Origin of the sequence: Bacillus sp. V3-13, assembly GCF_002860165.1 — a bacterium.
In the GTDB taxonomy this organism is placed as follows: Bacteria; Bacillota; Bacilli; order Bacillales; family Cytobacillaceae; genus Bacillus_BJ.
The window spans coordinates 58,294-80,504 of record NZ_PGUZ01000059.1 but is presented as its reverse complement, the minus strand read 5'-3'; the positions used below and the strand labels follow the sequence as shown (position 1 = coordinate 80,504).

The 22,211-nt window shown below is 45.7% G+C and carries 20 protein-coding genes; all 20 read right to left on the bottom strand.

All coding sequences use genetic code 11. The features are described from left to right. Positions 1–121: 121 nt before the first annotated feature. A complete protein-coding gene (locus tag CU633_RS18765; RefSeq protein ID WP_101662103.1) occupies positions 122–1,579 on the bottom strand; it encodes a CoA-acylating methylmalonate-semialdehyde dehydrogenase in 1,458 nt (485 codons plus the stop codon). Positions 1,580–1,675: 96 nt separating this feature from the next. Next, complete coding sequence (locus CU633_RS18760) at positions 1,676–2,872, bottom strand: iron-containing alcohol dehydrogenase (RefSeq protein ID WP_101662102.1); 1,197 nt, start codon at positions 2,870–2,872, stop codon at positions 1,676–1,678. Between the two features lie 151 nt (positions 2,873–3,023). Continuing rightward, complete coding sequence (locus tag CU633_RS18755; protein ID WP_101662110.1) at positions 3,024–4,757, bottom strand: sigma 54-interacting transcriptional regulator; 1,734 nt, start codon at positions 4,755–4,757, stop codon at positions 3,024–3,026. A 220-nt stretch (positions 4,758–4,977) separates the two neighbouring features. After that, positions 4,978–5,532: a glycerol-3-phosphate responsive antiterminator gene (locus CU633_RS18750; RefSeq protein WP_101662101.1), complete on the bottom strand. Its 555-nt coding sequence runs from the start codon at positions 5,530–5,532 to the stop codon at positions 4,978–4,980. 11 nt (positions 5,533–5,543) lie between these two features. Next, complete coding sequence (locus CU633_RS18745) at positions 5,544–5,789, bottom strand: HPr family phosphocarrier protein (protein ID WP_101662100.1); 246 nt, start codon at positions 5,787–5,789, stop codon at positions 5,544–5,546. A gap of 103 nt (positions 5,790–5,892) precedes the next feature. After that, complete coding sequence (gene dhaM, locus CU633_RS18740) at positions 5,893–6,288, bottom strand: dihydroxyacetone kinase phosphoryl donor subunit DhaM (RefSeq protein ID WP_101662099.1); 396 nt, start codon at positions 6,286–6,288, stop codon at positions 5,893–5,895. After that, positions 6,285–6,911 (bottom strand): dihydroxyacetone kinase subunit DhaL, encoded by a 627-nt coding sequence (gene dhaL, locus CU633_RS18735; RefSeq protein WP_101662098.1) that lies wholly within the window; start codon positions 6,909–6,911, stop codon positions 6,285–6,287. The genes dhaM and dhaL overlap by 4 nt, the downstream gene beginning before the upstream one ends. An 18-nt stretch (positions 6,912–6,929) precedes the next feature. Beyond that, positions 6,930–7,925 carry a dihydroxyacetone kinase subunit DhaK gene (dhaK, locus tag CU633_RS18730; protein ID WP_101662097.1) on the bottom strand — a complete coding sequence of 332 codons (996 nt, stop codon included), beginning with the start codon at positions 7,923–7,925 and terminating at the stop codon, positions 6,930–6,932. A gap of 113 nt (positions 7,926–8,038) precedes the next feature. Then, on the bottom strand, positions 8,039–10,066 hold the full coding sequence (locus CU633_RS18725) for a sigma 54-interacting transcriptional regulator (protein ID WP_101662096.1): 2,028 nt from the start codon (positions 10,064–10,066) through the stop codon (positions 8,039–8,041). Positions 10,067–10,111: 45 nt separating this feature from the next. Continuing rightward, entirely contained in the window at positions 10,112–11,317 is a 1,206-nt protein-coding gene (locus tag CU633_RS18720) for an MFS transporter (protein WP_101662095.1), read from the bottom strand. A 416-nt stretch (positions 11,318–11,733) separates the two neighbouring features. Further along, complete coding sequence (locus CU633_RS18715) at positions 11,734–12,300, bottom strand: Fe-S-containing hydro-lyase (RefSeq protein WP_101662094.1); 567 nt, start codon at positions 12,298–12,300, stop codon at positions 11,734–11,736. An 11-nt stretch (positions 12,301–12,311) separates the two neighbouring features. Next, entirely contained in the window at positions 12,312–13,157 is an 846-nt protein-coding gene (locus CU633_RS18710) for a fumarate hydratase (RefSeq protein ID WP_101662093.1), read from the bottom strand. A gap of 87 nt (positions 13,158–13,244) precedes the next feature. Then, positions 13,245–13,997, bottom strand: a complete 753-nt coding sequence (sdhB, locus tag CU633_RS18705; RefSeq protein WP_101662092.1) for a succinate dehydrogenase iron-sulfur subunit — start codon at positions 13,995–13,997, stop codon at positions 13,245–13,247. 17 nt (positions 13,998–14,014) lie between these two features. Next, positions 14,015–15,796, bottom strand: coding sequence for a succinate dehydrogenase flavoprotein subunit (gene sdhA / locus CU633_RS18700; protein ID WP_101662091.1), 1,782 nt, complete (start codon positions 15,794–15,796; stop codon positions 14,015–14,017). Positions 15,797–15,812: 16 nt separating this feature from the next. Continuing rightward, on the bottom strand, positions 15,813–16,463 hold the full coding sequence (locus CU633_RS18695) for a succinate dehydrogenase cytochrome b558 subunit (protein WP_101662090.1): 651 nt from the start codon (positions 16,461–16,463) through the stop codon (positions 15,813–15,815). Then, positions 16,445–17,809, bottom strand: coding sequence for an MmgE/PrpD family protein (locus CU633_RS18690; protein WP_101662089.1), 1,365 nt, complete (start codon positions 17,807–17,809; stop codon positions 16,445–16,447). Before CU633_RS18690 ends, CU633_RS18695 begins: the two co-directional genes overlap by 19 nt. Beyond that, positions 17,806–18,723 carry a succinate--CoA ligase subunit alpha gene (locus CU633_RS18685; RefSeq protein WP_101662088.1) on the bottom strand — a complete coding sequence of 306 codons (918 nt, stop codon included), beginning with the start codon at positions 18,721–18,723 and terminating at the stop codon, positions 17,806–17,808. The genes CU633_RS18690 and CU633_RS18685 overlap by 4 nt, the downstream gene beginning before the upstream one ends. Beyond that, complete coding sequence (locus CU633_RS18680; RefSeq protein ID WP_101662087.1) at positions 18,724–19,923, bottom strand: ATP-grasp domain-containing protein; 1,200 nt, start codon at positions 19,921–19,923, stop codon at positions 18,724–18,726. 55 nt (positions 19,924–19,978) lie between these two features. Next, on the bottom strand, positions 19,979–20,644 hold the full coding sequence (locus CU633_RS18675; RefSeq protein ID WP_101662109.1) for a GntR family transcriptional regulator: 666 nt from the start codon (positions 20,642–20,644) through the stop codon (positions 19,979–19,981). Positions 20,645–20,726: 82 nt separating this feature from the next. Next, positions 20,727–22,190: an SLC13 family permease gene (locus CU633_RS18670; protein WP_101662086.1), complete on the bottom strand. Its 1,464-nt coding sequence runs from the start codon at positions 22,188–22,190 to the stop codon at positions 20,727–20,729. Positions 22,191–22,211: the final 21 nt, after the last annotated feature.

The following is a 22,211-nucleotide window of genomic DNA, read 5'->3' as shown; positions in this document are numbered from 1 at the left end:
AAATAAAAATACCACAGCCTAGATGACCGTGGTAGACCCAAAATTTTATACTTTCTTATCTTTCAAAGAAAAACCCTATTTGAATGGAATGATAACTCCCATTCAAATAGGGTTTTTAAGTTTACCAGCGCGCCGTCAACATCTTCCTCCGAGTGTAAAACTCAACCCCATCCGGCCCATTGGCGTGAAGGTCCCCATAGAAGGAATTCTTCCATCCTGAGAACGGGAAGAAGGCCATTGGTGCTGGGACACCGATATTTACACCCAACATACCAACCTCAATGTTTTCCCTGAAGTAGCGGACATTGCTGCCGCTTTTGGTGAATAAGCAGGCTCCGTTTCCGAAGTCTGATTGGTTGGTTAGCTCGATCGCTTCTTCCAAACTCCTGACACGGACGATGGACAGCACCGGTGCGAAGATTTCGTCCTTCCAGATTTTCATTGAAGGTGTGACATTGTCAAAAATCGTCGGGCCAATAAAATAGCCTGTTTCGAGGTAGGCTTCATCTTTACGGCCGTCACGGACAAGTGTTGCACCTTCCTGTTCACCGATTTCAATATACTTCCCGGTTTTTTCTTTATGCTCCTGGCGAATCACAGGACCAAGGAATACATCTTTATCGAGACCATTTCCAATCTTGATGTCGTCAGCCTTTTCGTTAAGCTTCTTAATTAGCTTTTCTGCAACATCGCCAACAGCAACCACGACTGAGCAGGCCATACATCTTTCACCTGCAGAACCATAAGCAGCCGAAATGATTTCTTTGACCGCTCCATCCAAATCAGCGTCAGGCATGACGATGGAATGGTTTTTCGCACCGGCTAGAGCCTGGACGCGTTTCCCGTTTGCTGCAGCCGACTTGTAAATATATTCTGCAACAGGCTGGGAACCTACGAAAGAAATCGCTGGGACACCCTTATGGTCAAGTAGTCCATTCACGACATCACGGGCACCGTGAACGATATTCAAAACGCCGTCCGGGAGGCCAGCTTCTTTAAACAGCTCAACCAACCGGTTTGCAAGCAGCGGTGTACGCTCGGATGGTTTTAACACAAATGTATTTCCCAAAGCAATCGCTAGCGGGAACATCCAGCACGGAACCATCATCGGGAAGTTAAACGGTGTAATTCCGCCGACGACTCCAACAGGGTAACGATACATGCCTGATTCAATATTGGTTGCAATATCCGGAAGCTGCCTTCCCATCATCAGTGTTGGTGCTCCAGCTGCAAATTCTACACATTCAATTCCCCGTTGCACTTCTCCGTATGCTTCCGAATAGCTTTTTCCGTTTTCCTGCGTAATTAATTTTGCAAGCTCTTCCCAGTTTTCCACCAGTAACTGCTGAAACTTAAATAGAATCCGGGCCCTTTTTGGGACAGGCGTTTTACTCCAAATCTTGAAGGCTGCCTTTGCAGCTGACACAGCATCATCCACATCTTCCCTCGTAGAAATTGGAACTTGTGCAAGCTCTTCCCCCGTCGCGGGATTCGGAACCGTCTGGAACTGTTCCGTCTTCGCTTCCACCCACTCGCCATTAATATAGTTTTTCAGTACATTTGTCGCAATCGTTGTCATATAAAATTTCCCCTTTCATTGTTAAAAGCATAAGAAAAAGCAGTGAAGCAATCAAACCAAGATTCCGATCGTATCGATTCCTCCCGTCCCTCTGCATTACACAGTTTCCTGTTCGGTCATAAATTGATAGTCATAGCAAACCCAATACAGCTGTTCCAATTCCTGTTGCGTCGGGACACGGGGATTATTGCCGGGGCTGCCGCTATCTATTGCGTCTGCAGACATTTTTGGAATCGCATTTCTAAATGCTTCGGCGTCAATTCCCCATCCCTTTAGATTTGGAATATTCACTTGCAAACAAAGGTTTTTGACTGATTGAACGGCAAGCTCGGCCGCTTCTTCGTTGGAAAGGCTTTCATTTTCAGGTTCAAAAAATCGTCCCAGATCCGCCAAGCGGTCAATGCAGGCTTCCTTGCTGAATTCCAATACTGCCGGCAGCAGCATTGCATTGGAAAAGCCGTGCGGTATATGAAAAAGAGCGCCAATCGGCCGTGACATGCCATGGACAAGGCAAACGGATGAATTGGTAAAAGCCATTCCTGCCTGCATGGAACCTAAGCTCATTGCTTCACGGGCATTGATGTTTTTTCCATCGTTATAGGCTGTTAAAATATTTTCAACAATCAGCTTCATTGCCGATAAAGCCAACGTATCTGTCATTGGATGAGCCCGTTTCGATAGGTATGCTTCCACTGCATGGCTCAAGGCATCTACACCGGTTGCTGCTGTTACAGACTCTGGTGAAGACACGGTCAGCAGAGGATCAACAATTGCCACAGTTGGCATGAAAGCTGGTTGTTTAATCATCATTTTCACATCATTTGAAGTATTCGTAATGACGGTCACATCAGTCGCTTCAGAGCCTGTCCCGGCTGTTGTCGGGATGGCGATATGCGGAATTGCTACATTTTCTGCTATCGTTTTGCCGCCGCGATAGTCGCCAATGTATCCACCATTTGTTGCCAACACAGCAATCGCTTTTGCTGTGTCAATACAGCTCCCGCCTCCAAGTGATATGATCATGTCACACTGTTCCTTTTTTAAAAGCTCAAGTGATTCTGATACGTATTGATCTGTTGGTTCTGAAGCTACGCCCAAGTAAACAGCACTCATGACACCCTCTTTATCAAGGCTGCTGCGGCATGCACTGACATAGCCCAGGCCGTCCATGATCTTATCGCTCACAATCAGGGCTTTCTTCCCCCGTAGAGCCGCTTCGCTTCCGACGTTATCAAATGCTTGACGTCCATATAATATCGTTTGCGGTGTGCGAAAGACTGTAAAATTCTCCATTTGGAATTCCTCCCCTTTTTTGCATTCATAAGTATAAATGCAAGAAGTATGCCAGGATGGAATTCAACATTTATCAACAGTTTTCTATGCAGGAAGTGTAGATACTACACTACAACTGTAGATTTTGTGTAGTGAGTTCCCTACAATCTGCTTACATCATTCCATATTTTTTCAGCTTTTGATAAAGGGTCGTCCTATGGATTCCAAGCAATTCAGCTGCTTTTGATTTATTTCCTCCGGCTGTTTTTAATACTTGAACGATTAACTCCTTCTCTTTATTAGTACCGAAAAGCCTCGCTTCTTCAATTGGCGAATTGGTCTTTTTAGTTGCAGATGGGCTGCTTCCCCTTATCGACTCAGGTAAATGGTGCAGTTCAATCACCGGGCCGTCCACCAATGTGACAAGCTGTTCGATTGTATTTACCAGCTCACGGATATTTCCTTTCCAAGGATATTGAATTAAAACCGATACTGCTTCTGAAGTAAATGATTTCTTTCCTGTCCCATATTTCTCGCCAATTTCTTTTAAATAATGAGAAAGCAAGATTGGAATATCCGGCTGCCGTTCACGCAGCGGCGGAATGTGCAGTTGAATGATATTAAGGCGATAGTATAAATCTTCTCGGAAAAACCCCTTTTCGACCATTTCCCTCAGATCGCGGTTAGTGGCAGCGATGATTCTCGCATTAATTTGGTAGCTGTTCAAACCGCCAACCCGCTCGGCCTCCTTCTCCTGAAGGACCCGCAGCAGCTTCGCCTGCAGCATTAACGGCATCTCCCCGATTTCATCGAGAAAAATCGTGCCGTTGTTTGCGAGCTCAAATTTTCCGGGTTTGCCTCCCTTTTTTGCTCCTGTAAAAGCTCCTTCTTCATATCCGAACAGCTCTGATTCAAACAAGGGCTCGGGAATTGCACCGCAGTTCACGCTTATAAACGGTCCGGTCGAAATAGGGCTTAAATGATGAATGCTCTTTGCAAACATCTCTTTGCCTGTCCCGCTTTCCCCGGTTATCAAAACTGTTGCCGCTGTCCGCGCCGCTCTGCGGGTCAGCCGCTTAATCGTCGCGATACGCTCACTCACTCCGATAATTTGATCAAGGGTCAGCCTGCTGTCTTGTTCTTTTTTCAGCGTAAACGGACGTTGGTTAACATTTTCATTCCGGTGGTCTCGCTGCAGCCGCTCATAAATTTTGTAGACCTCCGTTACCCCTTCAAAAATCAGCATCCCGATTGCGCCAACGACTTTGCCTTCTTTCCAGATCGGGATCCGGTGCACAAGCATGTCCTGTCCCTGGATATTTTGGATCACGCCCCGCTCAGGAATTCCGGTTTTAACTGTAACGTGCAAATTGGTATTATCAATGACCTCCGTCACATGCCGGCCGATCGCATCCTCTCTCCTGACACCGGTAAAGCGGCTATACGCCTCATTGAATTCTTGTAATATACCATTCTCATCGACAACTGCAATCCCTTCGTAAGCGCTTTCTAAAATGATACTGAGCGCTTCTGCCGTATGCTGTTTCTGGTTCAGCTTGTAAATACATTTGGAAAATCCGTCAAGTATATCCCGTCTTGTCAAAATGCCAATAAGCTTTCCTTGACCATCTACAACGGGCAATTGTTCAAAAGGGAGTGCATGGACATCGAGGATCGAATCATGATCACGGATCACGGCCATGTTTCGGTTCGGGATACTGCTCAGCAGCAAATCGTTGTCATGCTCCTGGAGAAAGAACTGAAGCAGGTTCCGTAGTGTGACCATTCCCACAAAACGATCATGCTCATCAACGATTGGCAAACCGTCTATTCTCAAATCATTGATCATCTCGGCTGCTTCCCTTACTGAATGCCCGGACTTTATACAATATGGCGCAGGAGTCATCCAGTTTTTCACTTGAAGGGATTCTTCCTGGTTGAGACCACGATCATTTATTATTAAGCCTTCTTTAGACACAGAAATCCTCCATCCTTAAAAGCAAAATATTTCTACTATTCTTGTAATTTAGTATATAACAAACGGTGGCCAGAGTAGATTAATTGAGAGAAAAAAAAGACTGTCTATGTTTCTAGACAATCCAATTATTACTTAGGAAAAATGATATTTAAATAGCCTTCTTCCAAAGCTCCACCCTCGAAGTGGTTACGGCAATGGCCCCGGCATGGATAGCGGAAGCTACCTCCTCCTCGGTCTGGACAAGGCCTCCGGCGAGGATCGGAATATTTATGTTCTCCGACATTTGTCTGATGATGCGGGGAATGATGCCCGGCAACACTTCCACATAATCCGCTTTCGTCGTTTTCAACAGGCTGTAGCCTCTTTCCATCGCCTGGGAGTCGAGCAGAAAAATCCTTTGGATCGCAAGCACGCCTTTTTGCTTTGCTTTGACAATCACATTGGGCCTCGTCGAGATAATCCCGAATGGCTTGATTTCCTGGCATAGAAATTCGGTAGCGTATTCGTCATTTTTCAATCCGTGGACCAAGTCCGCATGGATAAGTATTTTTTTATTACATTGGCAGGCCATTTGTGAGACATGTTTTAATTGAGCGATGTGAATTTCAAGTAAAACTCCAAAATCACAGCTACTTTCGAGAAATAGTTCAAATTGCTTCATGTTTTTAGCGGCCGGGATAATCTGTTGACCGTGAAAGCTCATAGTCTCTCCTATCATAAAAATTTAGTAAGCCAGTCGATTACTTCCCCTTCATCGTTTCCATCGGCGACAACCCGAATCGTTTGCCCCTGTTTAATTGATGCTGTCATCATGCTTAAGACGCTTTTCGGGTTAAACCGCTTTGCTCCGGCAAAAAAATCCACCTTACTTTCAAAGCTATTTAACTTTTTGACGAGATCTGCTGCAGGTCTGGCATGGAGACCTTTATCGATTGTCACGGTAATCTCTCTCTCTATCATCCTGTTCACCTCTTATGTCTGTTACAGATTCTCCGAACGAGAAAGCCCACGCAATTCCTAGTTGGATACCTGAAGGCCTAGCCCGTCTTTAGACGTGGGAGTCTTAACTCTGGATCTTTTCCAAATGTTTTGCCCCTTCAGCAGCCGCGACAACGTCATCAATCGTGCCGCCGATCCCTGACTCAACAATCGCAGCATACGCACCTTCCACAAGAGGTGCATCGGCTATTTTAATATTCGGCTCGCCTTCAAGCGTTTCAATCGCCATCTCCGCATTCAACAGGGCGCTGCCGAGGTCAAATAAAATCACAACACCCTTGTCGGAATACACCGATTCGATCGCTTTCTTGATGTCAAACATATCAGTGCCGATCTCATCCGCTTCCGTTCCGCCGGCAATCGCCAACGGAACATCCTTCTGGATCTGCCTTAATAATGCTTCCAGGCCTCTGACAATATCCCTGCTGTGCGAAATTAACACGATGCCTACATAACTCATGATTCTGCTCCTTTAAACGCTTTCGCTAATTCGGTGAACAAATAATGGGATGAAGCGGCACCAGGATCGATATGCCCGAGCGACCGCGCGCCCAAATAGGTGGCCCGGCCTTTTTTCGCTTCCATCTCTTTTGTTCCTTCCATTTTTTCTTTCGTAAATAAAATAAACTCATCCCAATTGATGTTTTCCTGCTGTTCTTGCAAATAGTCTACTGCAGGTTCCCAAACATCGATCATTGTCTTCTCCTGCAAGCTTGCTTTGCCGCGCTGCTTTAATCCGTCGACAGAAGCGGATAACGCCTCTGTTAACTCCGAAATCGTGATTTCCTGCTTATCCTTCAACGTGCCGGCCGCCTTTAAAAAAGCAGTTCCATATAGGGGCCCGGATGCGCCGCCTACTTTTGAAAGAAGCGTCATCCCGGTGTCTTTAAATAATCCGCCAAGGTCGGCGTACGAAGTATTGGTGATTTTCTGCGCAGCTTCTTTAAAGCCTCTTGCCATGTTGATGCCATGGTCACCATCCCCGATCGCCTGGTCAAGTTCTGTTAAATATTCTTTTTGCTGCTGGTATACTTCACTAAGCTGCGTGAGCCAATGTTTGGCTTGTTCGATTCCAAAACCCATCGGAATAACTCCCTTCTGTTATTTCTTAAAAGCTACCGTATCTGCTTTCGCATCGAGCAGCTCTGTTAGTTGATCATCAAGCCGGAGAATCGTGATCGAGCAGCCTGCCATTTCAAGCGATGTCATATATTCGCCGATAAAAGTTTCATGCACTTCGATCTCTTTTTCCTTCAGGATTTTCGCTACCCGCCGGTTCACGATATAGAGCTCCATTAACGGCGTTGCACCGAGCCCGTTAATCATCACGGCCACTTTGCTGTTAGGCGCTAATTGCAGATGGTTAAGCACTTTTGACAGGAGCGTATCCGTCACTTCATCAGCCGTTTTAATTTCCGTTCTTTCAATGCCCGGCTCGCCGTGAATGCCTGTGCCGATTTCCATTTCATTTTCGTCGATGGTAAAGCCCGGTTTTCCTGCTGCAGGCACCGTACATGGCGATAACGCCATTCCCATTGAACATAGATTATCAATCGCTTTGTTAGCCACGGCGGCTACTTCTTCAAGTGATGCCCCCGCCTCAGCCATCGCCCCGGCAATTTTATGGACAAAAATCGTGCCGGCAATCCCTCTTTTCCCGACCGTATATGTAGAGTTTTCAACGGCCACATCGTTATTGACAATCACCTTTGCAACCTGAATCCCGTCTGCTTCGGCCAATTCAGCGGCCATTTCAAAATTCATCACATCACCGGTATAATTCTTAATAACTAAAAGGACACCCTTGCCGCCATCGACCGCTTTAATCGCCTCATACACCTGATCCGGTGTCGGTGAAGTAAACACTTCCCCGGCAACCGCGCCATCCAGCATTCCCAAACCGACAAATCCGCCGTGTGCCGGCTCATGCCCGCTTCCGCCGCCGCTGACAATGCCGACTTTCCCTTGCACCGGCGCATCGGCGCGAACAATGACAGACGTATCGGGAACCTGCTTGAGCCGCTTCGGATAGGCCGCAATAAATCCCTCCACCATTTCTTTGACTACATCTTCAGGATGATTAATCAGCTTTTTCATTATTATTGCCCTCCTTTTTGATTCATTAAATATAATGCAAGAAGCGTGCCAAAATGAAACCTTTGATAAATGAAGGCGTTTTCATATTTTGATGAAAACTTGGGGAATTTTTCTCAAGAATGTTGATAATTTTTCCCAAGCAAATGCTCCAATTGGTATTTTCTCAGTTTGCTTGCCGCCGTTTTATGGGTGATTCCAAGCGCGCGCGCCAATTGATTGTAGCTTGGATAGTTCGGAGCGGCATGTTCAAAAATTTGCCGTTCATATGCCTCCAGCGGTAAAAGATCTCCATTTAATTGAATGTTCAAAGAGGACGAATCCTGATTTAATATATATTCGGGCAAGTCTTTCCGGTAAAGGGTTGTATCTTCTGTTAAGGTGGCGGCCCGCTCAATTGTGTTTTGCAGTTCCCTGATATTGCCCGGCCAATGATAGTCCCCGATCGCTTTTAAAAATCCTTTTTCATAGAACTTGATACTTTTTCCCAACTGGCCATTATACACTTGCCGGAAGTGGTCGACCAATAAAGGAATATCTTCTTTGCGACTCCGCAATGGCGGCAGATGAATTGGAATGATGTTCAACCGGTAATATAAATCGGCCCGGAACTTTCCTTCCTCCACTAATCGGTGTAAATCTGCATTAGTCGCGGCAATGACGCGGACATCAAGCTTAATCGTCCGATTGCCGCCGACCCGCTCAATCTCCCTTTCCTGCAGAACACGGAGAAGCTTCGCCTGAAGATCAATATTAAGATCGCCAATTTCGTCAAGAAAAATCGTTCCGCCGTTCGCCAGTTCAAATTTCCCCTGATGGGTTTTGAATGCACCGGTAAACGCACCTTTTTCATGGCCAAACAATTCACTTTCAATCAAATTGTAAGGAATAGCGGCACAATTGACGCGAATGAACGGTCCCCTCTTCCTTTTGCTTGATTCATGGATCGCGCGGGCAACGAGTTCCTTTCCCGTCCCGCTTTCCCCCGTGATTAACACGGTTGAATTCGTTTTTGACACTTTATTGGCTATCGACAAGCTTTCAATCAACGTCTCACTGTGGCCAATAATCGTCTGGAAGGCTTTGTCCAAGCCTACATGCCTCGACAGCTCCTGTTCCAAATACTCCGTCCGCTTCTCCATCAGCTCCAATTTTTCGAGCAGCGATTTCATCTCGTTATACGGACTGAGTGAAATAACTGCACCACGAAAATCGCCATCAATCAAAATCGGATTGATCTTCGTAATAAACGCTTCGTTTTCCAATAGATTCATAACCCGGTATACAGATTGTTTTTGAACTTTCAGCTGCTGCCATCCCCGTTTGCCGACCAGCCCGGAAATCGATTCAGTTGCACCGATCTTGACAAGAAGCTCCCGCATTTGTTCATTCATATAGGTAAAATCGCCTTCTTTATCGGTCAGTGCAATCAAATCCGAGACGGATTCGAGGACAAGATTCAGCCTTTCTTGAAGCTCCTTTTCCCTCTTCAGTTCGAGGCTTACCTTTTCCAAATCGGAGACATCCTGAAAAATCGCCACCGCGCCAATCACTTTTCCATCAAAGAAAATTGGGGCGCGATTGGCGAGAATCGTATAATTTTTTAAGATTTGCTTTTCTGCTATTCTGACTTCTCCGGTTTGCAAGATTTCATGTAATTTTGAATGGGGAATAACCTGGTCGGCTTGCTGGTTTAACAATTGATTGGAGGGGATTTCAAGCAGCCTGATAGCTGCTTCATTGGCAAACGTAATGATATTTTCCTGGTTAACAACAATCATCCCATTCGGCAAATTGGCGATTGCTTCCTGGAGAATGATAGAGTTTTCCATTAACAACCGGTCCGTTTCCGAATCGCGATGATCCTCTTGCTCGATTTGTCCGAAGAAAAGTTGAATCTCATGCAAAATCGATTCAGGCACCTCTTTTTCAAAACAAATGGCAAACTCTTCACCCTGTCCTATTTTAAGTGAAACCAAGGATAACAGATTTGTAACTTCAACCCGTTTTCCTTTGTACTCAACAAAAATGTTTTTTAAAACCTTTTGGTCCCGTACTTCGTTTTGCAGCTTTGTGATCAGGGTCGCTGCCATTCTGACGTGCAAACCGTTTTTCCGATATACCTTGACCATTACCTTTTGCATAGGAACATTCGCCTGCCCTGTAGTTAATAATTTCTATAATACTTATTAAATATTATAAGTCTTATTTTTTGTAACGAGGGATTTTTCTGATTTTACAATGAGTAAATATCCGGCCAATAACAGGCCAAAGATCAACGAAACAATACCAATCCAATGAAAATGCACCCAGAAGTAACCGCCAAAAGAACCGACCAGGCTTGAACCAAGATAATAAAATAGAAGATAAAGAGCGGAAGCCTGTGCTTTAAAGTTTACGGCAGATTCCCCAACCCAGGCGCTTGCAATCGAATGACATGCAAAAAATCCAAATGTAAAGATGGAAATCCCCAATATTTTGACCAATAAAAAAGGAACAATTGTCAGAATTACCCCGCCAATCATAATTCCAAGCGAAATTTTTAAGGTTTTGGAATTCCCGTATTGATCCGCTTTTTTTCCCATATAAATAGAACTGAAAGTGCCGAATAAGTATACGACAAAAATGAATCCGACAACGGTTTGGCTTAGATTATAAGGTGGTTCTACAAGCAAAAAGCCTATGTAATTATATAAAGTGACAAAGCTCCCCATCAGTAAAAAGGGAAGCGCCATCATGGTCATCAATTGTTTATTCTTAAAATGAGATTGATAGGCTGCAAAGGCAGCTTTCCATTCCAGTGGCTTTTTTAGATGATGACGAGGGGCGGGAAGAGTCAGCCAAAATGCGATGCTCAAAAGAATCGTCATCACTCCTACAGAGGTCAGCGCGATTCGCCAGGTGAACAGATCGGTAAGGGCGGATGTGAAGATTCTGCCAGCCAACCCTCCGATGCTTGTTCCGCTGATATAAAGTCCCATCACCTTGCCGATTTCTTTTGGATTGAATTCTTCCGATACATAAGCCATGGCAATCGAAGGAATTCCGGCGATAAAAATCCCCAACAACGCCCGGTAGATTAAGAGCGTCATAAAATTGGGGCTAAATGCGGACAGCAATCCAAGGATGGATGTTGAGAGCATTGAAAAAATCATGACCGTTCTTTTACCAACCGCATCAGATAACGCAGCTGCAATTAACATCACGATTGCCAGCAATCCTGTTGATAAAGACAAAGATAAGCTTGCCACTGGAGCCGAGACTCCAAATTCCTTTGTAAAAACCGGCATCAACGGTTGGGTCGTATACAGGATCGCAAACGTCACAAATCCGCCAAGAAATAAAGAAATACTGGCCAGCCTCGATTCTTTTGTTCCTGATTGTATGTATTCCACAATGATCTCCTCTTGTTTGCATGCGTTGGGTTATGGAGCTTTTCATACTTTGTTTATTATCGTAACACTATCGTATGTCGGATAAAACAATTTTTCATTTTATCCTGCTACACGGATATAGAGAGGCAAAATTAGAACCAATTATCCTTCCTTTTCAATAGAAATAAGTGAAAAAACTATAAGCAGCAAACATGCTTGTTGATCCTTGAAGGAGTATCAATCCAAAATAAAGAATATGGCAGCAGAGAGGAGGAATTTAATTGTCTACTATAATTACCTTATCTATTGTTTTTGTCATTATTGTTTTTTTGGCAATAGTAAAGACTGTGAAGGATAGTTCAAAAAAATGAGGTTAATATCTTATATATATGGCGGAAAAAACCCCTGAACCTAGGTTCAGAGGATGGACGCAGAGGTCATACTGGATTGTTTTCTGTCTGGAACTGCTGTTTTCCAAGCTGATACCAATCATTGCCCTCACTATCGATGATTACGACTGCGGGGAAATCCTTGATTGTCAGCTTGTAGATAGCTTCAGGCCCCAAATCTTCGAAAGCTATTACCTGCATGGATAGGATCGACCTGGAGATTAAGGCACCTGATCCTCCAATGGCAGCTAAGTAAACGGCTTTATTTTTCTTCATAGAATCTATGACTTCCGCATTGCGGTAGCCTTTTCCAATCATCGCCTTCAAACCAAGGTCAAGGAGCGCCGGAGTATATTTGTCCATTCTCCCGCTAGTTGTTGGCCCCGCTGATCCAATGATTTGCCCCGGTTTCGCAGGCGTCGGACCGACATAATAAATCGTCTGGCCTTCAATGGCGAACGGCAGCGTCTCCCCTTTTTGAAGCGCCTCATACATTCTTTTATGGGCTGCATCCCTGGCTGTGTAAATTGTACCGCTTAAAAGGACTCTGTCGCCTGCCTTTAATTCCAAAAGTTTTTTTTCTGGAATCGGACTGGTAATATTAATAGCTGGCATGTTCTCCCCTCCTATAGCCGGATTTCTTTATGCCTGCTTGCATGACAATTCAAATTGACTGCCACTGGCAACGCTGCGATATGGCAAGGCTCGATTTCGATTTTCACATCAAGGGCGGTGGTGCTGCCACCCATCCCCTGTGGTCCGATGCCAAGCTGGTTAATTTTCTCCATCAATTCCTCTTCAAGCTCTGCGATTTCCGGGCGCTCACTGCGATGCCCGATCGGCCGGAACAACGATTTTTTCGCCAGGTACGCGCACCGCTCAAAATTGCCGCCAATTCCGATGCCAACGACAAGCGGAGGACAGGCATTGGGTCCTGCTTTTGCAACTGTATTGAGAATATATTCCTTAATTCCTTCCAAACCGTCAGCTGGCTTAAGCATCTTCAAGGTGCTCATATTTTCACTGCCGCCGCCCTTGGCCGACATGTGAATGACAAGCTCTTCACCGGGCACTAGGTCTATATGGATGATCGAGGGTGTGTTGTATCCTTTACTTTTTTCCCTCGTGATTGGGTGGTCGACAATTGAATGCCGTAAATAACCTTCTTCGTAACCTTTTCTTACGCCTTCATTAATGGCATCTTTCAGGCTGCCTCCGGTTATATGGCAGTCCTGCCCGACTTCCACAATAAATACGGACACTCCAGTATCCTGGCACATTGGCACCCTTTCACTTGCAGCAATGTCCGCGTTCAAAATCAGCTGCTCCAAAATATCTTTGCCTGTCTCGGATTTTTCCTTTTTCAACGCTGTCTTAAAAGCCTGAATCACATCCTGACCCAGATCAAAATTCGCTTCCTGGCACATTTGGGCAACTTGATCAACAATCTTATTGTACGTTATCGTCCGCAAAACAATCTTCCCCTTTATTTGGCTTTCAGCTGGACTTCATGTGCAGTCACCGAAAAAGGACATCATGATGGCAACAACTAAATTTCTTCACTTCTTTAGCCAACTCGATAAAGAATAGCGGTTGCATTCCCTGTTTAATTCGGCGATCGCTGCCGTTAATGGAATTCCCTTGGGGCAAACCTCGACACAGTTTTGCGAACTGCCGCAATTCGCGATTCCTTCATCGCTAATGACAACCTCGAGCCGGTCCTTCTTTTGCAATGCTCCGGTCGGATGCATATTGAAATATTTAATCTGCCCGAGAGCCTGAGGGCCGATAAACGGCGAACCGCTATTCACGTTCGGGCATGCCTCGAGGCAGCAGCCGCAGGTCATGCAGGTTGAATATTTATAGGCTTCCTGCTGGAGATCCGAAGAGATGAGTTGTCCAGAGCCCAGAGAATAAGTTCCGTCGATCGGAATCCAGCCTTTTATTTTCTTTAAGTTGTCAAACATGCGCTGCCGGTCGACAACCAGGTCTTTTTCTACCGGAAAGGTGTCCATCGGCTCAAGCTGGATCGGCTGCTCAAGGCGGTCAACCAGTGTTGAGCATGCCTGCCTGACCTTGCCGTTGATTTTCATGCTGCAAGCGCCGCATACTTCTTCCAGGCAATTGTACTCCCAGGCAACGGAACGGACCTTTTCACCTTTGGAATTGATTGGGTTCTTTTGGATTTCCATCAGTACTGAAATTACGTTCATATTATTGCGGTATGGAACTTCAAACTCTTCCCAGTAATGCTCCCCTCCTTTTTCGTCACGCCGTTTCACTTTTAAATGGATTCTTGTGGCCGTCTTCATGTTCACCCTCCTTCCTTCTATACTGTTGTTGTTTCTTTTGGCTCATCCTTGCTGGATGTCACAATATCATAGCGTCTTTGTCTCGGCGCAATATACTGGACGTCCACCTGCTCATAAGAAAGGTTCGGACCCATTGGTGTATAGGTGGCAATCGTCGTTTTGAGCCAGTTTTCATCATCCCGGTCCGGATACTCAGGCTTATAATGGGCACCCCTGCTTTCGTTGCGGTTTAGAGCCCCAACTGTAATCACCCGCGCAAGTGCAAGCATATTTTTTAGTTGGCGGACAAATGGAACTGTCTTGTTTTGCCAACGGCTTTGGTCATCTATACCGATGTTTGCCATCCGTTCTTCGATTTCCTGCAGCTTTTCGTCGGTTTTTTGGAGCCGGTCATTGTAGCGTACAACCGTAACATTATCGACCATCAAATCACTCATTTCCACATGCAGCTGGTATGGGTTTTCATATCCATCCAGCTTATAAATTCGTTCGTTCTCTGCCTGTTGCTTCTTAAGCTCATTGTCAAAAATGCCAGGAAACAAGCTGTCAGTAGCTTTTTCCAGTCCATTAACGTATTTTACGGCATTTGGTCCGGCGACCATTCCTCCAAAAATTGCTGAAACGAGTGAATTCGCACCCAGCCTGTTTGCCCCGTGGTACTGATACTCGCACTCTCCGCAGGCAAACAATCCGGGAATGTTGGTCATCTGGTCATAATCAACCCACAGTCCGCCCATTGAATAGTGCATCGCCGGGAAAATCTTCATCGGCAGCTTGCGTGGGTCCTCTCCAGCAAACTTTTCGTAAATATCCAAGATTCCGCCAAGCTTGCGCTGGAGCAGCTGCGCTGGAAGATGTGAAAGATCGAGATAGACCATGTTTTCCCCGTTTATGCCTAGCTTTAAGTCAACACATACATGGAATATTTCCCTTGTTGCAATATCCCTCGGAACAAGATTGCCGTAAGCTGGGTATTTTTCTTCAAGGAAATACCAGGGCTTTCCGTCCTTATAAACCCAGACCCTTCCTCCCTCACCACGTGCCGATTCGGACATCAGGCGAAGCTTGTCATCTCCAGGGATGGCTGTCGGGTGAATTTGGATAAATTCTCCATTCGCATACTTTGCCCCTTGCTGATAAGCAATGCTATGGGCACTGCCTGTATTGATGATCGAATTGGTACTTTTCCTGAAGATATTGCCGATTCCGCCGGTAGCAAGGATTACGGCGTCGGCAGGGAAAGCATGGATTTCCATCGTTTTTAAATCTTGGGCTGTAATGCCCCGGCAGGCTCCGTTGTCATCCTTAATAATTGATAAAAGTTCCCAGTATTCAAATTTTTCAACAACGCCATCAGTTTCGTATTTCCTTACCTGCTCATCAAGAGCATAGAGGATTTGCTGTCCGGTTGTAGAACCGGCAAATGCAGTCCTTGAGTATTTAGCCCCTCCCAGTCTCCGAAAATCTATATGCCCTTCCTCTGTACGGTTGAATTGGACACCCATCCGCGCAAGAAGATAAATGATATCAGGTGCCGCTTCGCACATCGCTTTTACTGGCGGCTGGTTCGCAAGGAAATCTCCGCCGTAAATGGTGTCATCAAAATGCTCCCAAACCGAGTCTCCCTCACCTTTCGTATTGACAGCGCCGTTAATGCCGCCTTGCGCGCAAACCGAATGGGAACGGCGGACTGGTACGAGGGAAAATAATTTAACCTTCTTTTTTGCTTCAGCTATTTTAATCGTGGCCATTAGGCCCGCAAGGCCTCCGCCGACGACAATAATTTCCTGGCTGCTCAAAGCTGGTTGCCCCCTTTTAAATAAATGATACGAGGCTTGCTACCCCTATCCCCCCGAACAGGATAAACAAACCAAGGCAAATCTTTTGGGCGACTTTCTGTGAATGCGATCCGACTGTGATGCCCCATGTAATTAAACCGGTCGATATTCCGTTAGTAAAATGGAAGATAGCGCTCAGTACGCCAGCCAAATAAAAGATAAAAATCAATGGATTAGCCAGATGTCCGCTCACGAGCTGATGGTTAACCTCTGTACCGGTGAATAGCGGTCCAAGCCGGAAAGACCATACATGAAACGAAACAAAAATAAGAGTAACCACACCGGTAACCCGCTGGAGAAGAAAAGCCAGGTTACGCTGATGCTTGTAGATATGGGCATTTGGTTTTGACATAAAAGATAGGTAGATTCCATAGACTGCGTGAAATACCAGCGGAAGGGCAATAAAGAATATCTCGATAAGCGGCAGGAACGGAATTCCCTGGAGCATCTGAATATGTTCGTTGTATCTTTCCGCACCGAATACTGCCAGGGCGTTTGACAGAAGATGCTCGACCAAAAAGATGCCCAGGGGCAGGAGCCCTGCCAAAGAGTGGAGCCTTGACAGGACGAAACGTTTGTTTCTGGTGGCTGCTGAATAGGAAGCCGCGCTTACTGAATTGGGTTGCATAATTCTTCCCTCGCTTCTTGTGACAGCCATTCCCTTACATTTATTTTATCCAGGCCAAAAATCGCCTTGATTTCTGTTTCAACCTTTTCAATTTTGCCGGCTGTCATCGAAATGAACTTTTCTACCAACTCCTCTTTGCTGGCCATTTTTTCAGGGTCTCCTTTCGGATAATCGGTATTCTGTGAATATACTTCTCCATTCAACGTTGTAATTTCAACCTTCGCCCCCCATTTTTCCGGGTAGGAGGATTCGTAATAATCATCAACCGTAACACTAACTTTTTTCGTGAGTTCGTTCAATTCCTTCGAAGCTAGCTGTTCCTCGTTAAAATCGGAAAGCGATGCGGAGCCATTCTTTACCGCCAATGCAGCGCAGAACTGGCTTGAGAATTTGGCCGCATATACAGAATCCGGATTCGGCTTATCCGTAATATTTAAAACAGTTTGGTATGTTCTGATCACGATGCTTTGAATTTGTTTGTAATTGACATTTTTGTTCTTCATGATGTCGAGGATACAGTCAATTGCTGGATGTGTGTGGCGGCAAGAAGCATGAATTTTGAAACTATTTTCAGTGATTTTATACTCTTTACCAAGGTTCATGGTAATTTTCGCAGGGTCACTTGATTCCGCCATTGCTTTGAAAAATCCCCGTCTTCCTTCAAGGATCTGACTGGCGGCTGTAAAATCCTTTCTGGCGAGGAGCGCCGCAAGTGTGCCATTGAATGCGGCTTTTGCCGTATGCAGCTGCTTTGTATTTGCTCCGTCCTCAATAAATTCCCATAGTCCTGCAGCCTGTGTCCCGGCGTTGCCAAGGGCATGGACAGTTTGTTCAACATCCAGGTTCAAGAGTTTTGCGACTGCGGCTGCTGAGCCGAATGTCCCGCATGTCGCGGTATTATGAAAGTAATAGTAATGTGAAGGTGAAACAGCTTCACCTATCCGGTAACATACCTCATAGCCGGCAACTACTGCCGTAATCAAATCTTTCCCGCTTAAGTTATAGGCTTCCGCAACAGCGACGGCAGCAGGAATGACAACGGTCCCCGCATGGATAATCGATGATTTATGAATATCATCAAGTTCAACGATATGGCTGGAAGCGGCATTGACGAGAATGGCATTTCCGATTGACGATTTGCCTCCGGTGACCATGCTTGCCTGCCCGGTTCCTCCCCATTCTTCGACAAGCTCCTTGATGGATTGAATTGGCTTTAAGCCGCTTCCCGCAATCGCCGAGCCATACCAGTCAAGTATGCAAAGTTTCGTGAACTCGACCACTTCCTTTGGCAAATCTTCATACCTTATCCGGCAGACATATTCCGCTAATGCTTTCGAAAGTGTCATTTTGCTTCCCCCACTTTTGCGCCGAGTACCTTTTGCAACATATGTATGATGTCATCATAGAGCTCTACCACATGGGCCCCGGCCTCCCGTAACGCTTCCATTTTCTTTGATGGGCGACCCGCATCGCCGGAAATCATTGCACCTGCATGGCCAAAGACTGTTCCTTCCGGCAGTAACTCAGTAAACTTCCCGGCAACAAATGAGATGAGCGGCTTCGTAAATCCTCCTTGCTTTAAGAAATGGGCGGCATCTTCTTCAAATGTCGTACCAGGCTCCGAGAAAGTTACGACTGCTTCTGTTTCTTCATCTTGTTCAAAAAGGGCGAGCAAATCTTTAATGGTCGTTCCAATTAGGCTATCTCCGCCGATCCCGATGCTGGTTGTCACCCCGAAGCCGGCTCGTTTGATCATCCAGGCCGTCTCAGCTGTCATGCCTCCGCTCCTGGAAATGACGCCGACATTGCCAGGTACAAAGCAGCGATCAGGGCGGTCTCCGCCAATTGAGCCCATTTTGATTCTGTCCTTCGGATTAATCATCCCGACTGTGTTTGGCCCAATAATTAAAGCGTTTTCTTTTTTTGCCGAATGGAGCATTTTAATTACGTCTAATTGGGGGATGTTTTCGGTTGTGACGACTATCAGCTTAATCCCGTGTGCCAGCGCCTCAAGGACAGCATCAAGGGCAAAGGCCGGTGGTACAACCACAAGGCTGGCATTGATGCCATGGGCTGTTTTTGCCTCTGACATCGTGTCATACACCGGTACACCATGGACATTTTGGCCGCCTTTTCCCGGGGTGATTCCAGCATAAATCTTCGTACCATACGAGAGGGTATGATTTACAATCATGGAGGCTTCGCGTCCGGTTATTCCCTGGACTGCTATTCTAGTATGCTGATCGATTAAAATAGCCATTTAACTAACCCCTTTCATTTTGCTGACCATTTCGGCTGCGGCTTCTTCAATCGTGCGCTCTTCACCGAAGTAGGTGATGCCTGCATTAAGGAAAATTCTTTTACCTTCCTCATCATTTACTCCTGCCTCGCGGACGACAATTGGGAATGTATCCGGGTTGAGCCCAAGTTCCTCAACAGCCCTGACAATTCCCCGTGCCATCACATCGATTTGGGTATTATTTGTAATGTTGTGGGCGACAAACAACCCTTTGACTCCTTCTTTGGATAAAATCCCTTTCGTCAAACCATATACTTTTTCTTCAGAAGGGTTGCCCCCTGTTTCCGTGTAGTTTGCTGGTGTTGCACCAAGGATTTTCAGTGCATCGAAGCTTAATAAGCTGCCGCCGCCACCTCCGCACATAAAGCCGATATCTCCGCCCTCCATCTCGGTATACCTTGCCGTGCCCCGGTAATCGGCGTCGTTCACCTTAATCATCTCCTTTTCAAGTACTGTGAGCGGTCTCCAAGCACGTTCACTTCCGGACTCTACTTTCCCTTCAAGTGCCGGCTGGCGGTAGAGGGCTGCGTCATCGACGCCCATGACCGAAGCTGCAGCCATCACATTTTCATCGACTGTCAGTACAAGGGGATTAATCTCGAGGATATAACAATCATATTTCATGAACACGTCATAAAGATTGCACAATACTGAAGCTGCTTTGATAAGCGGTTTTCCTTTTACCCCAAGCCTGCTCCAAATTTCTTTTGCCTGAAAAGGATGGAGAGGAGAGTATGGGTCCACATGGAAGATGGTAACTTTATCAGGGGCTTCTTTTACCAGTTCCTCGACTTCAACGCCGCCTGCAGTTGTAGCGATAATCACGGGCATTTGCTTCTGTTTATCGATTGTAATCGAGACATACCATTCTTCGTCAATCTGGATTTTTTCTTCAACCAGTACCTGGTCGACCGGATAATTCCGTACAGTCATCTCAAACAGCTGTGCTGCTTTCTCCTTCGCATCTTCAACTGTATCCGCAAACATAATTGCACCGGCTTTGCCCCTTTTGCCAACAGGTACCAGAGCCTTTAAAACAACCGGTTTCATTGTGAATTCTTCTTGTATCTCCTCTGGAGAAGAGACGACCAAATGTTCAGGAACTGGAACCCCGTTTTCTTTTAAAAGTGTTTTACTGGCGTTTTCAAGCATTCTTCCCATCTTCCCGCCTCCTAAATGGATATTGGATACAATTTTATTTTTTAAAAGAGGGCGGTCATTTCTGGCCCTCTTTTTTCAAGCTTTTGATCAGTGTTTCCCCGGTACGGCGGATATGCTCAGAAACAAGGTTTGCAGCTGTTTCCTTATACCCGGCTTTGATCGCATTCAGGATTTCCCTATGTTCAACGTTGGACGCCTCAGCCTGGCCGCTTAACACATGGGGGGTCTGTTGCGGGAACCCATTCCAGAGGTTGCTGATAAAACCGTTGAGGCGTTCCCATTTACAGCGCCTGACCAGCAGCTTGTGAAATTCGATGTTATCACTGACAAAAGAGTCAACATCCTCTGCTGTTTCCATCCTGTCTACTAAAATAGTCAATTGATGGATGTCCTCTTCTGTTAAAAGATCAATACTTTTATAAACCGCCAATTTTTCAAGCTCAGCCCTTAAGCTGTATATTTCCTCGATGTCATTTATAGAGATAGATTTAACAATCGCACCTTTATGGGGTTCGATGATAATCAGTCCTTCACTTTCCAGCTTCTGCAATGCTTCCCGTACCGGCATCCGGCTTACGCCGAGCTTATCAGCGAGATCAGATTGTTTCAGCCTTTCACCTGGCTTAAAATCTCCTCTAATAATTGCTTCCCGGATCACATTGCATACTTTTAAATGGAGCGTATCTTTATTTTCTATGCGTAATACCTGGTTTGCTGTCATGACTTGCCGACCTTTCATTTTGCTGTTTTTATTTTCAGGATACAATATCCAAAGTGCATTGTCTATAATATTCTGAATAATTCTACATAAAACCAATCCAATTCCACCAAGTGATAGCTACGATGATGGTAACAGCAATCATCAGGCCGGTCATGATTAAACCGGGGATTAAAAACTCCTTCTGTTGAATCTGACCTGTACTGTAAACAATGATGTTTGGTGTTGATTCCACAACAAGGATGTATCCGTGCAGGCATGCGAGCGAAGCGGTCACACAGATGAGCGCAGGGTCAGCCCCTGATTCGCCTGCCAATCCAATAAAAATCGGAATCAGCGTAACCACAGCTGTAGAGACATTCGCAACAGCAAGATGAAGGATATGTGTAATGATCAGCACCGCGACGACCGCCAAGAGCGGTGAACTCAGGAGATCAATGATCCAGCCGGTGCTAAGGCTTTCTCCCACCAAGTCAGGTGCGCCTGACGAGTTGAATGCATATCCCAGTGACAACGTAACACCAAGCAAGAGAATCGTATCAAAGTTGATTTTAACTAAATTTGACCAAGTCGTGCAGCCGATACCGGGCATTGCCATTAACACAACCCCAATCAAAGCCGGGATGCTTGAATGCATACCATGAAGCGGTTCAGTAAACCAGAGGCCAACAATGAGCACCAATATTGAAAAGCATCTCTTTTCTTTTCCAGCCATTTTTCCCAGGCTTGAAAGCTTTCTATTAATCTCTTTTTTTACATGCGGAAAATTTTTCTCCTTTTCTGTCAACGGAAAGCTGTGGAGCAATATAAACCAGGCAAGCGGAATCAAGATCATCCAGACCGGAAACGTATACATGAGCCATTGAATATAAGTGATCTTAATACCCAGAATCTCTTTTAGCATTTCCACCGTCAGGATGTTGCCAATGGCCGCTGTCATGACAGCCGTCCCGCTAATCGTGCCACCAAATGCAACTGCAAGAAGGACCATTTTGGTCAAATTTCCCTTTGCCCTGTCCCCAATTGTTTCGAGGGACATGAAAGCGACCGGGAGAAGCAGCGTCGTTCGGACGGCTGCAGCAGGAATGAAGAATGCCTGGATTTGCGGAATCACGAGAATGCTGGCCAAGAGACCTTTTGCACTCCCGCCCCATCGTGCTAAAAACCAATAGGCAGCCCTCCTTGCTAGGGGAGTATCATTGACCCCTTTTGCCAGCATCATTCCTGCTATAATCAGGAAAATAGCCGGTGAGGAAAATCCACTAAAAACAACATTCGTATCGACCACTCCTGAAACAACCATAAGGACAATCATTAGTAGAGCTGTCAATCCCAGAGGTATCGGTTCAAAAGTCCAATAAAAGACACTGATGGCCAAAAAAGCGATCATCATTCTCGCCGGTTGCGTGAACCCGGTTGGCAAAATCAAATACACTGCCAGCATGATGGCGGCTCCCAAGAACAGAACTCCGATTTTAGGAATATTATTTGACAGCTTTCGCTGCGATTTCGCTACCTCTAATTCTCCTCTGGTTTTTGGAGTTCCCATAAATATCCTTCTTTCTTCTTT